The 15,917-nt window shown below is 71.3% G+C and carries 18 protein-coding genes; 4 read left to right on the top strand and 14 right to left on the bottom strand.

Going from position 1 to position 15,917, the window contains the following annotated elements; all coding sequences use genetic code 11:
• Window positions 1-4: 4 nt before the first annotated feature.
• From ASH02_RS06865 to ASH02_RS06825, 9 genes are all read right to left on the bottom strand, one after another.
• Window positions 5-463 carry a hypothetical protein gene (locus ASH02_RS06865; protein ID WP_200950037.1) on the bottom strand — a complete coding sequence of 153 codons (459 nt, stop codon included), beginning with the start codon at window positions 461-463 and terminating at the stop codon, window positions 5-7.
• Window positions 463-1,896, bottom strand: coding sequence for an MFS transporter (locus tag ASH02_RS06860; RefSeq protein WP_057294504.1), 1,434 nt, complete (start codon window positions 1,894-1,896; stop codon window positions 463-465). Before ASH02_RS06860 ends, ASH02_RS06865 begins: the two co-directional genes overlap by 1 nt.
• A 96-nt stretch (window positions 1,897-1,992) precedes the next feature.
• A complete protein-coding gene (locus ASH02_RS06855) occupies window positions 1,993-3,135 on the bottom strand; it encodes a sensor histidine kinase (RefSeq protein WP_057294503.1) in 1,143 nt (380 codons plus the stop codon).
• A complete protein-coding gene (locus ASH02_RS06850) occupies window positions 3,132-3,824 on the bottom strand; it encodes a response regulator transcription factor (RefSeq protein ID WP_056680318.1) in 693 nt (230 codons plus the stop codon). Before ASH02_RS06850 ends, ASH02_RS06855 begins: the two co-directional genes overlap by 4 nt.
• Window positions 3,799-4,296 (bottom strand): hypothetical protein, encoded by a 498-nt coding sequence (locus tag ASH02_RS06845; protein WP_156409723.1) that lies wholly within the window; start codon window positions 4,294-4,296, stop codon window positions 3,799-3,801. Before ASH02_RS06845 ends, ASH02_RS06850 begins: the two co-directional genes overlap by 26 nt.
• A complete protein-coding gene (locus ASH02_RS06840) occupies window positions 4,293-5,444 on the bottom strand; it encodes a molybdopterin-dependent oxidoreductase (RefSeq protein ID WP_057294501.1) in 1,152 nt (383 codons plus the stop codon). The genes ASH02_RS06845 and ASH02_RS06840 overlap by 4 nt, the downstream gene beginning before the upstream one ends.
• Entirely contained in the window at window positions 5,441-6,094 is a 654-nt protein-coding gene (locus tag ASH02_RS26610; RefSeq protein WP_056891211.1) for a class I SAM-dependent methyltransferase, read from the bottom strand. Before ASH02_RS26610 ends, ASH02_RS06840 begins: the two co-directional genes overlap by 4 nt.
• Window positions 6,091-6,747: a TIGR04282 family arsenosugar biosynthesis glycosyltransferase gene (locus ASH02_RS06830; RefSeq protein ID WP_057294500.1), complete on the bottom strand. Its 657-nt coding sequence runs from the start codon at window positions 6,745-6,747 to the stop codon at window positions 6,091-6,093. The genes ASH02_RS26610 and ASH02_RS06830 overlap by 4 nt, the downstream gene beginning before the upstream one ends.
• The gene (locus ASH02_RS06825) at window positions 6,744-7,490 is read right to left on the bottom strand and encodes a glycosyltransferase family 2 protein (RefSeq protein ID WP_082620829.1); all 747 of its coding nucleotides are present in this window, start codon (window positions 7,488-7,490) and stop codon (window positions 6,744-6,746) included. Before ASH02_RS06825 ends, ASH02_RS06830 begins: the two co-directional genes overlap by 4 nt.
• A 180-nt stretch (window positions 7,491-7,670) precedes the next feature.
• Here ASH02_RS06825 and ASH02_RS06820 point away from each other — a divergent pair, with 180 nt between their 5' ends.
• Window positions 7,671-8,969, top strand: coding sequence for a hypothetical protein (locus tag ASH02_RS06820; RefSeq protein WP_057294499.1), 1,299 nt, complete (start codon window positions 7,671-7,673; stop codon window positions 8,967-8,969).
• A gap of 38 nt (window positions 8,970-9,007) precedes the next feature.
• Here ASH02_RS06820 and ASH02_RS06815 read toward each other — a convergent pair whose 3' ends face one another.
• From ASH02_RS06815 to ASH02_RS06800, 4 genes are all read right to left on the bottom strand, one after another.
• On the bottom strand, window positions 9,008-10,042 hold the full coding sequence (locus ASH02_RS06815; protein ID WP_057294498.1) for an NAD-dependent epimerase/dehydratase family protein: 1,035 nt from the start codon (window positions 10,040-10,042) through the stop codon (window positions 9,008-9,010).
• Entirely contained in the window at window positions 10,039-10,848 is an 810-nt protein-coding gene (locus tag ASH02_RS06810; RefSeq protein WP_057294497.1) for an S-methyl-5'-thioadenosine phosphorylase, read from the bottom strand. Before ASH02_RS06810 ends, ASH02_RS06815 begins: the two co-directional genes overlap by 4 nt.
• A 78-nt stretch (window positions 10,849-10,926) precedes the next feature.
• Complete coding sequence (locus tag ASH02_RS06805) at window positions 10,927-11,397, bottom strand: anthrone oxygenase family protein (RefSeq protein ID WP_057294496.1); 471 nt, start codon at window positions 11,395-11,397, stop codon at window positions 10,927-10,929.
• Window positions 11,394-12,230: a hypothetical protein gene (locus tag ASH02_RS06800; protein WP_056891217.1), complete on the bottom strand. Its 837-nt coding sequence runs from the start codon at window positions 12,228-12,230 to the stop codon at window positions 11,394-11,396. Before ASH02_RS06800 ends, ASH02_RS06805 begins: the two co-directional genes overlap by 4 nt.
• A gap of 83 nt (window positions 12,231-12,313) precedes the next feature.
• Here ASH02_RS06800 and ASH02_RS06795 point away from each other — a divergent pair, with 83 nt between their 5' ends.
• From ASH02_RS06795 to ASH02_RS06785, 3 genes are all read left to right on the top strand, one after another.
• Window positions 12,314-13,279: an AraC family transcriptional regulator gene (locus ASH02_RS06795; RefSeq protein WP_057294495.1), complete on the top strand. Its 966-nt coding sequence runs from the start codon at window positions 12,314-12,316 to the stop codon at window positions 13,277-13,279.
• A gap of 102 nt (window positions 13,280-13,381) precedes the next feature.
• Entirely contained in the window at window positions 13,382-14,506 is a 1,125-nt protein-coding gene (ald, locus tag ASH02_RS06790; RefSeq protein WP_056891218.1) for an alanine dehydrogenase, read from the top strand.
• An 80-nt stretch (window positions 14,507-14,586) separates the two neighbouring features.
• Window positions 14,587-15,033, top strand: coding sequence for a DUF1801 domain-containing protein (locus ASH02_RS06785; protein ID WP_056680285.1), 447 nt, complete (start codon window positions 14,587-14,589; stop codon window positions 15,031-15,033).
• A 57-nt stretch (window positions 15,034-15,090) separates the two neighbouring features.
• Here ASH02_RS06785 and fdhD read toward each other — a convergent pair whose 3' ends face one another.
• Window positions 15,091-15,915, bottom strand: coding sequence for a formate dehydrogenase accessory sulfurtransferase FdhD (fdhD, locus tag ASH02_RS06780; protein WP_057294494.1), 825 nt, complete (start codon window positions 15,913-15,915; stop codon window positions 15,091-15,093).
• Between the last annotated feature and the right edge of the window lie 2 nt (window positions 15,916-15,917).

Genomic DNA, 15,917 nt, shown 5'->3' with positions numbered 1-15,917 from the left:
GCCTTCATCCTAGGTCGACGCGTTCCACGGCCCCGGAGCCTGCGAGCCGTGTCGCATCGCCGTGGTGGGCGTGCGTGCCGACGTACTCCTCGCTCCGCCAGAGCATGGCCACGAACATGAGGAGGAACATGAGGACGTGGCCGAGCACCATCACGCCGTCCTCACCGAGCAAGCCGGCCCACAGGAACGGGAAGAGTACGACGAACCCGGCGTACATCACGCCACTCATCTCCAGGACCGGGCGCCAGGCGTGGCCACGGAACCGCATCCACGCCCCCATCGGGACCGCCATGGTGGTCGCCATGGCCAGGGAGTCGACCTCCACCGAACGGAGCACGCCCTGTGGGTCGGTGCCGGACACTGCGAGCGTCCACAACGGGTGGAGCGCCATCATCCCGATCACCATGGCCAGCACCATCTCGCCGTAGTGCAGGGCGAACCTGCGCACCTCGCGCGACGTCATCACCACTCACCTCCGTCGGCGACGGTGGCAGCCTGGGCTGGCCGGCCCGGAACCAGGAACATTGCGACGAGGCCGGCCGCCACGGCGACGGCGGCTCCGAGGGTGAAGCCGTCGACGAACCCGTCAGTGCCACTGCCGGCGATGCTCGCCGCGGCGACGCTCGAGACCACCGCGGCCCCCAGGGAGGCACCGAACTCGTGGAAGGTGCTCACGATGCCGGACGCGATGCCTGACTCGTGGGGAGCGACCTGGCCGAGGGCCGTGGCCGCGGCCACGACGAAGAGGACCCCGAGCCCGACGGCGCCGATGGTCAGACCGACCACGACAGCCGTCGTGCCGAGGCCGACGGCGGCCACCGTGAACCCGAGCGCCGCGATGCCGAACCCGAGTGCGGTGAGCAGTCGGCCACCGACGGCGGCGAGCTGCTGCCCGGCGACCGTGGCACCGGCCATGGTGGCCAGCGCGATCGGCAGGAACAGCACTCCGGTCAGCAGGGCTCCGAGGTCGGCGTGGTGCTGGAGGTAGAACGTGCCCAGGAAGAAGGCGGCCACCATCAGGGAGGTCGCACTGACCACCAGGAACGTGCCGGCTGCCACCGGTCGACGGGCCAGCAGCGCAAGGTCCATGAGGGGCACGGCCGCCGTACGCTGCCGCAACCCGAACAGCACGTAGAGCAGCACCGCACCCAGCAGGAGCAGCAGGGTCGTGCGGTCGGTCCAACCCCGGTCACCGGCGCCGATCAACGCGTAGATCGCGGTGCCGGTGGCGGCGGTGACCAACCCGGCGCCGATGACGTCCAGGCTCCCCCGTCGCATCCCGGTGGCTCCAGCACCCGGAGCCACAGGCAGCACGCGCAACAGGACAACGGTCACGACGACGCCGATCGGCACGTTGACGTAGAACACCCAGGGCCAGCCGGGCCCTGCGGTGAGCACGCCGCCCAGCAGTACGCCGACCGCGGCCCCCGCCCCGCCGAGTCCGGACCAGATGCCGAGCGCCTTGTTGCGCTCCTCTCCGTCGAAGAGCTGGACCACGGCCGAGAGTGCGGCCGGCGAGAGCAGCGCCGCACCGACTCCCTGCGCGACCCGGCCACCAAGCAGCGCCGTCGAGCTGTCCGCCACACCGGAGACCAGCGAAGCGACGGTGAACACGGCCAGTCCCGCGATCACGACGTTGCGTGATCCCAGCAGGTCGGCGATGCGACCGCCCAACAGCATGAGTCCCCCGAAGGCGAGGGTGTAGGCGCTGACCACCCAGGTGGTCGCCTCGCGGTCGAGCCCGAGGTCGGCGCCCATGTGTGGCAACGCGATCGCGACCACCGTGACGTCGATGATCAGCATGAACTGGGCGACTCCGAGGAAGCCCAGGATGGCCCAGCGGCGAGGGTCGGCCACCGGACCGTCCGCCACCCTCGTGCGTGGTTCGTGTGCCATGGCCGAAACCCCTTCCGATGCAAGATGAACACTGATGTTCGAGATATTAACTCGAACATCAGTGTTCAACAAGAGAGTTTCGTCAATGGCCCGGCGTCAGACCGCGGCGACCTCCGGTGACGAGGGCAGCCGGATCAGGAACCGGCACCCGTCGGCGGACTCGAGGTTCTCGACGCCGACCACCCCGTCGTGGGCCTCGACGATGCCGCGCACGATGGCCAGCCCCAGCCCGGCCCGGCCGCCCAGGTCACGGTCCGGCGTACGGGCCGACGAGCCCTGCCAACCGACCTCGAAGACCTGGGTCATGTCGTGCTCGGCGATGCCGCCGCACTGGTCCGCGACACTGAGCACGACGCCGTCCTCGACCTGCTCGGCACGCACCTGCACCTCGCCCGAGGGCGGCGTGTGCCGGATCGCGTTCATGATCAGGTTCGAGAGGGCCCTCGAGAGGGCCGCCGGGTCGGCCGAGACACAGATGCCGTCCTGGACGGCGCCACCCACCCTGACGTCGCGCGTGCGGGCGACCGGGTCGAGGCTGGCGATGGCCTCGCTGACCAGGTCGTGCAGCAGCACGGTCTCGCGCTGCGGCACCAGCACGCCGGCGTGGATCCTCGACAGCTCGAAGAGGTCGTCGACCATCGTCGCCATCCGGTCGACGTCCTGCCGGATCTGGGTCAGGTAGCGCTGCGGGTCGGCGGCCATGCCGTCCTCGAGGGCCTCCGACATCGCCCGCAGCCCGGCCAGCGGGGTGCGCAGGTCGTGGGAGACCCACGAGACCAGGTCGCGCCGCGACTGGTCGAGCAGCTGCTCGCGTTCGCGCGACGTGGCCAGCTCCCGGCGGGTCTCGTGCAGTGCGGTGCTGAGGTCACGGAACTCCTTCGCACCGCTGGGCGGTGCGAGCTCGCCGTCCCCACCGAGTTGCCGGACGTTGCGCTGCACGGCGCCCGACCACTGTCCGATGGCCAGGCCCAGCCCGATCGCAACTCCGAGGGTCACGACGGCCGCGACGATGCCGACGTACGTCGCCACGGCAAGGTCGTGGCCCGAGAAGAACATCATCCGGGTCACCGCGATCAGGCCCACCAACGGAGCCAGCACCGCCACCAGGGCAAGGATCGCGAGGTGCCAGACCAGCGACCGCTGCCTGACCAGCCAGCTGGCCGCGAAACCGAGCATGCCGACCACCGCAGCCGAGAGCGAGGCGACCAGCACGATGGTCCAGAACGCGTCGCCGGTCATCGGTCGCCTCCAGACGCGGACCACAGGTAGCCGACGCCCCACACCGTGCACAGGCGCACCGGGTGGGTCGGATCGGCCTCGACCTTCTCCCTGACCCGGCGCACGTGCACGGTCACGGTCGAGCGGTCGCCGAAGCTCCAGCCCCAGACCAGCTCGAGGAGCTCTTCACGCGAATAGGTCACCTCGGGGTGCGCCACCAGGAACCGCAACAGGTCGTACTCGCGACCGGTCAGCGTCAACGGCGCACCGGCCCGGGTGACCTGACGGCGCGGGTGGTCGATCACCAGGTCACCGTCGGTGAGTACGTCGGGCAGGGTCGGCGTACGACCCGAGGTGCGGCGCAGCACCGACTCGACCCGCAGCGCCAGCTCGCGGGGGCTGAACGGCTTGCTCACGTAGTCGTCGGCGCCGAGCTCGAGGCCGACCACCCGGTCGGTCTCGCTGCTCCGGGCGGTCAGCATCACGATCGGCACCTCACTGGTCAGGCGGAGCTGCCGGGCGACCTCGAACCCGTCGATGCCGGGCAGCATGAGGTCGAGGACGACGAGGTCCGGCGTACGCCGCATCGCGGCCTCGACGGCGGACTCACCGTCGGCGGCCTCGACCACGTCGTGCTTGTTGGCGCGCAGGTAGCTCACCACCACCTCACGAACCGTCGCGTCGTCATCGACGACCAGGACGTTCGCCATCATCACCATCCTCTGCCGGTGCCCGTTCCGGGGCACCGATCTCTGTCATTCGCGATCGTACGACGGCAGCGGCCACGAGCACGCCGACCAGGATGCCGCCGGCCACCACGAACCAGCCGGCGGTGTAGTCCCGGTCGAGCAGCGTCGGGTTGTCGGGTCGGCGCCCCCACCCGCCGAGTACCGGCACGGCCACCAGGGTCAGCGCACCGAGCAACACGGCGCCGACGACGACCGGCCCCCTGAACCAGGGCACGACGCACGCCGCGGACCAGCCGAGCACGAGGACCACCGGCGCCAGCACGGCGTCGTGCAGGAGCACGCCACCGGCCAGCCAGACCAGCAGGTTCGGCCAGCGGTCCCACGGCGTCGCGTCGTACAGCAGCCAGGCGCCCCACGCACCTGCTGCCACCCCGGCCGCCACCAACATCCCCCGGCCGATCATGAGGGGCCGAGCCGCGGGAGGTGCGGTCATGGGAGCACCTCCAGCTCGTTGACCCATTTCGTCTGCAGCACCCCGGGCCGGTTCGGCGCGATGAGGCGCGCCGGGTAGCCGTGATCGGAGTCCAGCGTCTCGCCGTTCAGCTCGAGCGCCAGCAACGTGTCGTCGTGGTCGGCGTACGACCCCGGGAGCACCGACTGTGCGTAGCCGCCGCGACGTTGCAGCGACCGCACCAGCACCTCGGTGTCGGACGGTGCCTCCACGAGGTCTAGGAGGTCACGGACCCTCACCCCGGTCCAGGTGGCACCGGCACTCCATCCCTCGACGCAGGCGATCGGCAGGTCTTCAGTGCGCTGCGGGAGAGCCTTGAGGTCGGCGAGGCTGAGCTCACGTGAGCGGTCTCCGTGGCGCACCACCAGGCGGTAGGCCTCGCCCGTTGCGGCCGGATCGATCGCCGCGGCCCGCGCCGAGCGGTTGACCGGCACGCCCTGCGGCCCCTCCCCGGTGCGCACGGCGAAGAGCGAGACCCGGCGCAGCCACGGCACCGTGGCTCCTGCGGTCAACAACACCGCGGCGCCGGCACTGACCCACGTCGTGCGCAGGACCGTACGACGACTCACCGCGCCGGGCACCGAGGCTTCGGGCCGGTCGAGCTCCGTCGACTCCAGGGGCGCGCCCAGGGCCCCCCGGATGACCGGCAGCTTGACGGCGATGTGCACGGCCAGCGCCCCGATCGCGATCCAGGCCAGCGCGTAGTGCGAGCTGCGGAACGGGAACTGCCACGGGTACCACTGAGCGGAGTTCGCAAGGCCGGTCGCCAGCTGGAAGATCGACGCCGACACCAGGACGGCGATCGAGCCCCGTTCGAGGGCGGTGAGAAGGCCCGTGCGCAACGACCTGGGCAGTGCGGCGAAGAGCTTCGGGTAGACGCACCACAGCTTGACCAGCAGCAGCGGGATCGCTGCCGTGCCCGAGGCGACGTGCAGGCCCTGGGTCAGCCGGTAGCCCCATGACGGCGACGTCGGCAACGGCACGATCGGGTGCGGCAGTTGGGCGTAGTGGCTGATCACCCCGGTCACGAACGCCATGGCGAAGCACACGCCGAGCCAGACACCGATGCGGGCGGCGACCGCAGGCGACCTCAGCCGTGAGGTGAAGTCGGTCTCGGCCGGGGCCCTCATGAGCGGCGCTCCCCGCGCACCAGGACGGCCACCCACCGGCCGCCGATCTCGTGCACCTCGCTGACGACCAGGTCACTCGCTGCGGCCGCGTCGGCCAGCCCGTCCACGCCGAGCACGGCCCAACGGAACGGGCGCGATCGGTGCTTGCCGCCCTGGGACTCGAGGACCGCCCAGACGGTGCGCGACTCGACCCCAGGCTCGGCCACCTCGACCACGGCACGCCCTCCGGGCGCGAGCAGGTCCCCCGCCCGACGGAACAGCGCCACCGGGTCGCCGCCGATGCCGATGTTGCCGTCGGCCAGGAGCACGGTCCCCCATCTGCCTTCGGCCGGCACCTCGGCGAACACGTCGCGTTGCAGCGCCGAGGCACCACGGCGCCGGGTCTGGGCGACAGCCTCGGCCACGACGTCGATACCGAGCGCGATACGACCCGTCTCCGCAAGGGCCATCGCCATCCGGCCGGGGCCGCACCCGATGTCGAGCGTGGGACCGTGGCACAGCGTCAGGATGCGCTTGTCGTCCTCGTCGGCCGGTGCCGACCAGCGCTCGACCGGGATCGGTGTCGGAGAGCTGTCCACCCCGACCACGACCGTGGGGTGACCGGACAGCAATGCCGAGAACGCCGAGGTGAACGACACGTCGGTGCTCATCGGACCGGGCTCCTGACAGGCAGTTCGTGCCAGCGACGGCCGAACCTCGTGCCCGGTGCCAGCCGCGCCACGATCTCCGCATCCTCCGCGGTGTCGACGTCGCGCAGTCGGCGTACGACCTCGATGTGAAGGCCGGTACCCAGCAGGGCCCGGGCCGTGCGCGTGCCGGTGTCGGCTTGCGACATCGGGACGTCGGTGAGGACGCCGGCCCGCGAGGGGTCCTGCAACCCGAGCAGCCACCACCCGCCGTCGTCCGCGTGGCCCAGGACGGCCGGGCTGTCCTCCAGTGCCGCGTCGGCGGCGGCGAGGTCGTCGGCAGTGACCTGCGGGGTGTCCATGCCGACCTGCACCACCGGTCCGGCGATCGTCGCGTGGGCGTGCGCGATGCGCTCCGCCAGACCGTCCCCCTGCTGCGCGAAGATCCTCCACCCGATCAGGGACCGGCGGAGCTCGTCCTCGAGCACCACCCCTGCGAGGTCCCCGGCCAGGGCCAGGTGGCACCGCTCGGACGCCGCGCGGCAGGCCGCGATCGTGTCGAGCAGGCACAACGCGGCGAGCTCCGCAGCAGCGTCGTCGCCGACGGTGGCGGCCAGTCGGGTCTTCACCAGCCCGGGACGCGGCGCCTTGGCCAGCACCAACGGTTGCGCCCTCATGCCCGACTCCCGTCGAGAGAGGTCCCGCCCGTACGGCGGCCGTCGGCTCGACCGGCGCCGGGGCCGTCGTGGTGGCCGTCGGCGAGCACCCGGCGGAAGTCCCGCGCCGTCCGCACGGTGCCGAGGAACGAACCGGAGACCTTCGAGCGGGTGCCGGCCGCGCGCGGCCCGTAGGAGACGTCGTGCTCGGAGAACCGCCAGTCGGCATGCACCGCGGACTGCAGGAGCTCGACGGGGTAGCCGAACCGTCGATCCTGGATGCGGAGTTCGAGCAGTGCCTCACGGCGCACGACGCGCATCGCGGCGAGGTCGCTCAGCGGCAGCCCGATCCGTCGGCGCAGCCACCACGCGATCAGCGCGTTCCCGAGCCGGGCGTGCCACGGCCACACACCCCTCGCTGCCGGACGTCGACGTCCCGCGGCCAGGTCGACGCGTCCAGCGACCACGTCGGCGACGAGCTCGGTGAGGTCCGCCGGGTCGAAGGAACCGTCGCCGTCCATGAAGGCCACGATGTCGGCGGTGGCCGCGTCGAGTCCGGCCGCAACGGCAGCGCCGTAGCCGGCCTCGGGCTCGGTCACGACCGTGGCCCCGAGGTCTCGGGCCACGTCGGCGGTGGTGTCGGTGGAGCCGTTGTCGACCACGATCACCCGCATTCCGTCAGGGATGCGGGGCAACAGTGCCGTCAGCGCCGGTGCCTCGTCACGGCAGGGCAGCACCACGTCGATGGAGGGTGTTGAAGTCATGTCATTGACGCTAGGCCGCGGAGCGGTCGCTGAACCGTCCCTGCTGCTTACGAAGTGATGACGTCACCTGCCCGACCCGGGGCGAGGCCGTTTCGCGAACCTAGACTCGCGATTGTGACCCGAACCGCCCCAGGACCGCGCCCTTCAGGGGCGCACGCGTCACGCCCGGCATCACCCCGCGTGGGCTCGTCGGGTGGGGTCGCTCCGTGGCTGGGACTCGCCGCCGGACTCCTGCTCGTCGCCGCGGCGATCCTGGCGCCGTTGCTGACCGGGTGGGAGGTGCACTCGCGGTTCAGTGCGCCCGAGGGCTTCCCGCCCTGGCAGGGCTGGCTCGATCCTCGCGTCGGGCCGGGAACACTGCCTTCCCTGCTGGTCGCGGCACTCGTCGTGACCCGAGGCGCTTCCCTGGCGCAACGCCTGCCCTTCGCCCGCCTGGCGATCGCCACCTTCCTCGCCTCCCTGGCGTGGCTGGTGTCCCTGGCCACGATCGACGGCACGTCCGGCATCTCCGGCGTGCTCGGCGAACCGAACGAATACCTGGAGACCGCGCGTTCGGTGCACGACGTCCCCGTCTTCCTCGGCGAGTTCGTCGACAGGGTGCCACTCGACGCCGCGGACAACTGGCCGGTGCATGTCTCGGGCCATCCGCCCGGGATGACCCTGTTCTTCGTGTTCCTGGCCCGGATCGGGCTGGGCGGAGACCTCGCCGCCGGGCTCGTGGTGACCGCGCTGGCGGCGACGATCGTGCCCGCCGTGCTGGTCGCGCTGCGCGCCCTCGACGCCGATGAGGTCGGTCGCCGGGCGGCGCCGTACCTGGTCCTGACGCCGGCTGCCCTGCTGCTGGCCGTCAGTGCGGACGCCGTGATGGCGACGGTGGCGGCCTGGGGCCTGGCCGCGCTTGCCGCCGCCGCCTCCCGGTCACTGTGGTGGAGCGTCCCCTCCGGCCTCCTGTTGGGCAGCCTGGTCCTGCTCTCCTACGGGCTGGGACTCCTCGGGTGCCTCGCACTCACCGTGTTGTTCGCGGCTCGATCGTGGAGGCCCCTGTTGCCGACGGCGCTGGTGGCTCTGGCGGTGCCCTTGTCCCTGGCGCCGTTCGGCTACTGGTGGCCGGAGGGCTTCACGGTGCTGCGTGAGCGCTACTGGGACGGCGTCGCGTCGCTGCGCCCCGCGAGCTACTGGTTGTGGGCCGACCTCGCGCTGGTGGTGGCCACTGTGGGGCCGTGGGCGACCGCCGGACTCGCCCGGCTGCGCGATCTCCCCCGGGCTCCCCTGGCCCTGGTCGTCGGGGCGTTGGCCGCGATGGTCGTGGCCGACCTGTCGTTGATGAGCAAGGCCGAGGTGGAGCGGATCTGGCTGCCGTTCATGCCCTGGCTGACGCTGGCCGTGGTCGCCCTCCCGAAGCGGTGGCTCGGGCCGGCACTCGTCGGGCAGGCCTGCTGGACGCTGTTGTTGGCGCACCTGGTCGACACCGGCTGGTGACCAGGCGCGAGTGGTTCGGCCGCCGGGCGCTCCGGAGTTCAGTCGCGCAGTGGCGCGGTGGCGAAGTCGGCGATGCCCTCGCCGGGGTGGACCAGCGCGGTGAAGCCCAGTTCCCGGGCGGCCTTCTCGGGTGAGGCGACCACGTGGCGCACGTCGCCGAGGCGGTACTGCCCGGTGACGACGGGACAGGGCCCGTCGGGACCGGCGAGCCGGTCGGCCACCTCGGCAATGGAGATCGGTCGGCCGGAGCACACGTTGTACGCCGCGAAGGGCGCCGGCTCGGCGACCACCGCGTCGAGGGCGGCCAGGTTGGCGCGGGCGACGTCGTCGACGTGCACGAAGTCGCGCATCTGCGCGCCGTCCTCGAAGACCCGGGGTGCCGCTCCACGTTCGAGACTCGAGCGGAAGATCGCCGCCACTCCGGCATAGGGAGTGTCACGGGGCATGCCAGGTCCATAGACGTTGTGGTAGCGAAGGGCGATCGCGTGCGCATCCGCGTGGCGTGCCCACGCCGAGGCGTAGTGCTCCTGCGCCACCTTGCTGGCGGCGTACGAGCTGCGCGGATCGACGGGCGCCGCCTCGTCGACCAGGGTCCACCGCAACGGCTGGCCGCAGACCGGGCAGGCGTGGTCGAACCGACCTGCGTCGAGGTCCTCGGTGCTGCGGGGTCCGGGAGCCTGGGGCCCGTGCTCGGGGCATTCGTAGGCGCCCTCGCCGTAGGCCACCATCGAGGAAGCCAGCACCAGTCGGCGTACGCCCGCCTCGTGCATGGTGGCCAGCAGCACAGCGGTGCCGAGGTCGTTGTGCGACGCATAGACCGGCAGGTCGGCGACGCGTACGCCGGCTCCGACGACGGCGGCCTGGTGGCACACCGCGTCGACACCGCTGAGCAGATCGGCCCACGCATCGGCGTCGCGTACGTCGAGCCGGTGCGTGCCAACGGGTGGAGTCGTGGCGCCGTGGGCCAGGTCGAGCATCACGTCGACCGCGACCACCTCGTCACCACGTTCCTCGAGCCGGCGCTTCACCGCGGAGCCGATGAAGCCCGCGGAGCCGGTCAGCAGGACCTTCACGACGGTGCGCCGGTGGGCGAGGGATAGGTCAGCTCGATCTCGTCGGCCCAGGTGGCACACGCGCATCCGGTCGGATCGGGCAGCTCGGTGATCGCGGTCCGGAGCAGCGTGCCGAGTCGGTCGAGGTTCGACCGGAACAGCGCGAAGACCTCCGCCTGGCCGACCCCGCTGCCGGTGTCGTCCCCCGCGTCCATGTCGGTGACCAGGGCCAGCGGGGCGTAGCAGAGCCGCAGCTCGCGAGCCAGCACGGCTTCCGGATGGCCGGTCATGTTCACCAGCGACCACCCGGACTCCGCGTAGCTGCGCGACTCCGCGCGCGTGGAGAACCTCGGGCCCTCGATGACGACCATGGCGCCGCCGACCATCACGTCGGGCGATCCGGCGGCCAGGGCCTTCGTCACGCCGTCGCAGTAGGGATCCGCGAAGGGCACGTGCACGGCGCCGGTCTCGACGAAGGTCTGGATGCGGCCCTGGGTCCGGTCCACCAGCTGGTCGGGCACCACGATGTCTCCCGGACGCACATTCGTCCCCAGGCCGCCGACTGCGCACGGCGCCAGCACCTGGCGTACGCCGAGTGAGGCCAGCGCCCACAGGTTGGCCCGGTAGTTGATCCGGTGCGGCGGGTACTCGTGGTGCAACCCGTGCCTGGGCAGGAAGGCCACGTTGCGCCCTTCCACGGAGCCGATCGTGATGGGTGCCGACGGGGCGCCGTACGGCGTGGTGACCGTGGCGGTCGAGGCGTCGTCGAACAGGGCGTAGAAGCCCGTGCCACCGATCACGGCGACATCTGCGCGGAGCTCACTCATGTCGCCCACGCTGCCAGCGCAGCCGCCTGCGGAGAAGGGTGTGCGCCGGGTCGTAAGCGCCTCGTAAGAAGCCCTCCCTCACGCGCGGACGGCCGCGCCGATGCAGCAGGCGAAGGACGCGACCACGCCGATGGTGCGGATCAGGTGCAGCCGGTTCCACGGGTCCTCGAACGCCTCGCGGGCGGCCCGGAGCTTCGACGCGTCGTCGCTGAGCCCGGCCGCCATCAGCGCGTCGTTGAGCGGGATGTTGCCGGCCATCGTGATGCCGAACGCGACCACGTAGAGCACCAGTGCGCCGATCATCCACGACCGCGAGGGGCCGGTGAAGACCGCGACCCCGAGCGCGGGCAGCGGTGCCATGAAGAGCAGCAGGAAGACCGGGTTGAGGATCGCGACGTTCAGCTGCTGCATCGCGTCGACGAACGTGCGGTCGTCGGTGTGCGCCAGGCCCGGCATGACCGAGGTCGAGAAGGCGAGGAACACGCCGGCGATGAGCCCGGTGCTGACCGTGCCCGCGATCAGGGCCGACTGTCCCAGCACCCCGGTCATGACGCCGTCGCCTCGCGGCTCCAGGCACCCGCGGTCACTGCCCGTCGGGCGTAGTCCGCGAAGTCGCGCGCCGGGCGGCCCAGCGCCTCCCGGACCCCGTCGGCGAGGTGGGCGTTGTGACCGTCGAGAATCTCGCCGAACAGCTCCGCCAGTCCCCCGGCCTCGTCGCGCGGCAGCCCGGCGCCGACCAGGTCCGCGACCAGCTGCTCCGCGGTGACCTGCTCGTAGGTGATCGGTTGTCCGAGGGCTGCCGCGATGTCGGCGGTCGCCTCGGGGAACGTCAGCAGGCGCGGCCCGGTCAGCTCGTAGGCCCGGTCGGCCGGTGCCTCGCCGAGCATCAGGGCGACGGCCACCTCGGCGACGTCGTCCAGGTCGACGAAGGGCTCACTCACCTCTCCCGCGGTGAAGGCCAGGTGCCCGGCTGCCAGCGGCTCGGCGAACAGGCTCTCGTCGAAGTTCTGCATGAAGAAGGCACAGCGCACGACGCCCCAGCCGGCACCGTACCTCTGCGCGGCCGCGGCGACGAGGTCCTCCGCCCGCTGGGCCTGGGCCTCGCCGCGTCCGGAGAGCAGCACGATGCGCCGTACGCCGGCCCGGGCCATCCGGTCGGCCACCTCGGCGACGGCCTCGGGTGCGCCGGGGAAGGTCAGGTCGGGAGCGAAGGTGAGGTACGCCGAGTCGGCCGGCCGCTCGACCGAGGACCAGGTGGCCGGGTCGTTCCAGTCGAACGTGGGTCGCGAGAGCGACGTGACCGGGAGACCGCGGTCGTGGAGGAGGGACGCGACGCGACGGCCGGTCTTGCCGGTGCCGCCGATGATCAGGTGAGTTGTCATGTCTCCACTTCACCGCGACTTGGTGAGACTTTCCATGGTCTGAAGTCTTGATTGCATGCGTGATCGTCCAGCATGCTGGCTCCATGGATGGTCTCGAACACCTGCTCTCCGGTCCACGCGCGCGCCAGGCCTTCCTGCTGCGCATGGTGATGGAGCCGCCGTGGGCGGTGCGGATCGAGGACGACCCGGCGCTGACGCTCTTCGCCGTGGCCAGCGGGTCGACCTGGATCACCGGGGAGCTCGGCGAGCCGCTCGAGCTCCGGGCCGGTGACGTGGCAGTGATCCGGGGCGGCCCGGCCTACACGGTCGGCGATGCCCCGGGCACCGAGCCGAAGGTGACCATCCTGAAGGACAATGTCTGCGTCGACCCCGAAGGGCAGCTGCTGACCCAGCGGATGGCGCTCGGCGTACGCACCTGGGGCAACAGTCACGACGGCTCGGCGGTGATGCTGGTCGGCACGTGGGAGGCCGAGACCGAGGCCGGCCGCCCGCTGCTCGCCGCCCTGCCCGACCTGCTGGTACGACGCCGCGGCGAGGCCGACTCTGCACTGGTCGACCTGCTGGCCGCGGAGATGGTGCGCGAGGAGCCCGGCCAGGAGGTCGTCCTCGACCGACTCCTCGACCTCGTGCTGGTGACCGTGCTCCGCTCCTGGCTGGCAGGCGAGGAGCAGGTGACCCGCGGCCTGGCCCCGGCCGACCCGACCGTCGGCGAGGCACTGCGGCTCATGCACCACCACCCCGAGCATGCCTGGACCATCGCGTCACTGGCCCGCGAGGTCGGGGTCTCGCGGGCCGCACTGGCCCGCCGCTTCGGCGTGCTGGTCGGCGAGCCCCCGATGACCTACCTCACCCACTGGCGGCTCGCCCTCGCAGCCGACCTGCTGGTGGCCACCGACGACGCGATCGACCGGGTCGCCAGGCAGGTCGGCTACGGCAGCGGCTTCGCGTTGAGCGCCGCCTTCAAACGGGTCCGTGGGGTCAGCCCGCACCAGCACCGCACCGCGGCGCGTACGCCGACCGCCCCAGCAGCCACGACGAAGTTCGCGTAGTCGACGCCCGTCGGACAGCACGCAGGTAAACGCGTGCCAAGCCGAACGCAGTGGTGGCACAGTGGCCGGCAGGGCCCTGGTAGCAGACGAAGGAGCGCAGCGATGAAGGTCGGCGTACCCAAGGAAGTCAAGAACCACGAGTACCGCGTCGCGATCACACCGATCGGTGTGCACGAGCTGACCGCGCACGGGCACGAGGTGGTCATCCAGCAGGGTGCCGGGGTCGGCTCCTCGATCAGCGACGAGGAGTACGTCGCGGCCGGCGCCACGATCGCCGCAACGGCCGAGGAGGCGTGGGGCACCGACGGCGGCGTCGACCTGGTGCTCAAGGTCAAGGAGCCCGTCGCCGAGGAGTACCACCGCATGCGGGAGGGCCAGCTGCTCTTCACCTACCTGCACCTCGCCGCCGACAAGCCCCTCACCGACGAGCTGCTCGCCCGCAAGGTCACCGGCATCGCCTACGAGACCGTCCAACTACCCAGCGGCGGGCTGCCCCTGCTCTACCCGATGTCCGAGGTCGCCGGCTGCCTCGCACCCCAGGTCGGCGCACACTCACTGCTCAAGGCCCAGGGCGGGCGCGGCGTCCTCATGGGCGGCGTCGGCGGCGTCGCCAACGCCAAGGTCGTCATCATCGGCGCCGGCGTCTCCGGACAGAACGCCGCCAACATCGCCCTCGGCATGGGCGCCGACGTCACCCTCCTCGACACCGACCTCGACAAGCTGCGGATGTCGTTCTGGCGCTACAACAACCGCGTCCACGGCCTCGCCTCCTCCAAGCTCGCCATCGAGCAGCAGGTGATGGAGGCCGACATGGTCATCGGGGCCGTGCTGATCCCCGGAGCCGCCGCACCCAAGCTGGTCAGCAACGACCTGGTCTCCCGGATGAAGCCCGGCTCGGTGCTCGTCGACATCGCCGTCGACCAGGGCGGCTGCTTCGAGGACACCCACGCCACCACCCACGCGGACCCCACCTACCAGGTCCACCAGTCAACCTTCTACTGCGTGGCCAACATGCCCGGTGCCGTGCCGAACACCTCCACCTACGCCCTGACCAACGCCACCCTCCCCTACGCCGTCGCCCTGGCCGACAAGGGCTGGCACCAGGCCTGCCGCGACGACCACTCACTTGCCCTCGGCCTCAACACCCACGACGGCCGGCTCACCAACAAGCCGGTCGGCGAGGCCACCGGCATCGCCGCCGTCAGCCCCGACGAGGTCCTCGGCTGAAGCGATCAGGAATCGAGAAGCACCACGGCCGGGGCCTTCCTAGGATCGAGGACACACCGACCACGAGGGAAGGACCAGCGATGAGCAGCGACACGTCGTACGACGGATTCACCAAGGAAGAGCGCGCCGCGATGAAGGAGCGCGCGGCAGAGCTGAAGTCGGCCAAGAAGCGCAGCACCAGCCCCAAGAAGGCGGAGGCCGACCGCGCGGACCTGGCGGAGAAGATCGCCGCGATGACCGCCGACGAGCAGGCCATCGCCACGAAGCTCGACGAGATCGTCACGGCCAACGCGCCCGACCTGCTGGCGAAGACCTGGTACGGCATGCCCGCCTGGCACCGCGACGGCAAGATCATCCTGTTCTTCAAGAACGCCTCGAAGTTCGACGTGCGCTACTCCGAGGTCGGGTTCAACGAGCACGCCGCCCTCGACGACGGCGACATGTGGCCGACCTGCTTCGCGGTCACCACGACGAACGCCACCATTGAGAAGGCGCTCACCGAGCTGGTGAAGAAGGCCGCGGGCTAGGAGGATGCTGAACAATTCGGGCGGCGCGCAGCCGGCCATGATTTGTTCAGCAGTCTCCTAGACGTCGATGCGGCCGGCGCCGGCGTACACGTTCATCGATGCGCCGCGCAGAAACCCGACCAGGGTCAGGCCGCTCTCCTCGGCGAGCTCGACAGCGAGCGACGAGGGCGCGGACACCGCGGCCAGCATGGGGATTCCGGCCATCACCGCCTTCTGGACCAGCTCGAACGACGCACGGCTGCTGACCATCAGGATGCTCTCGCGCAACGGGAGCGTGTCGGAGCGCAGGGCATCGCCGACCACCTTGTCAACGGCGTTGTGGCGGCCGACGTCCTCGCGCACGCACCGGAGCTCACCAGCCGCGGAGAAGAGCCCGGCGGCGTGCAGCCCGCCGGTGCGCTCGAAGACCCGTTGGGCCTCGCGCAGGGCCTCGGGCAGCGTCGCCAGAAGCTCGGGTCCGACGCGCAGCGGGTCGTCGGAGACCGACCAGGTGGCCGTCGTACGCACCGACTCGAGGCTGGCCTTGCCGCACAGCCCGCAGGACGAGGTGGTGTGGAAGGTGCGCTCCAGCGACGGGTCGGGGGCTGGTACGCCGGACGCGAGCTGCACGTCGACCACGTTGTAGGTGTTGGTGCCGTCGGCCGTGGCACCGGCGCAGTAGCGCACGGACATCACGTCGGACGACGCGTGGACCACGCCCTCGCTGACCAGGAACCCCACGGCCAGGTCGAAGTCGTCACCGGGCGTGCGCATCGTGACGGTGAGCGTGCGGCCGTTGACCCGGAGCTCCATCGGCTCCTCCGCGGCGATGGTGTCGACGCGGTGGTCGGCCACGCCGTCACGGACGCGCAGCACCTTGCGGCGGGCGGTGACGCGGCCCATCG

This window comes from Nocardioides sp. Soil796, assembly GCF_001429525.1.
Classification (GTDB): Bacteria; Actinomycetota; Actinomycetes; order Propionibacteriales; family Nocardioidaceae; genus Nocardioides.
This window is presented reverse-complemented; position numbering and strand designations above follow the sequence as displayed.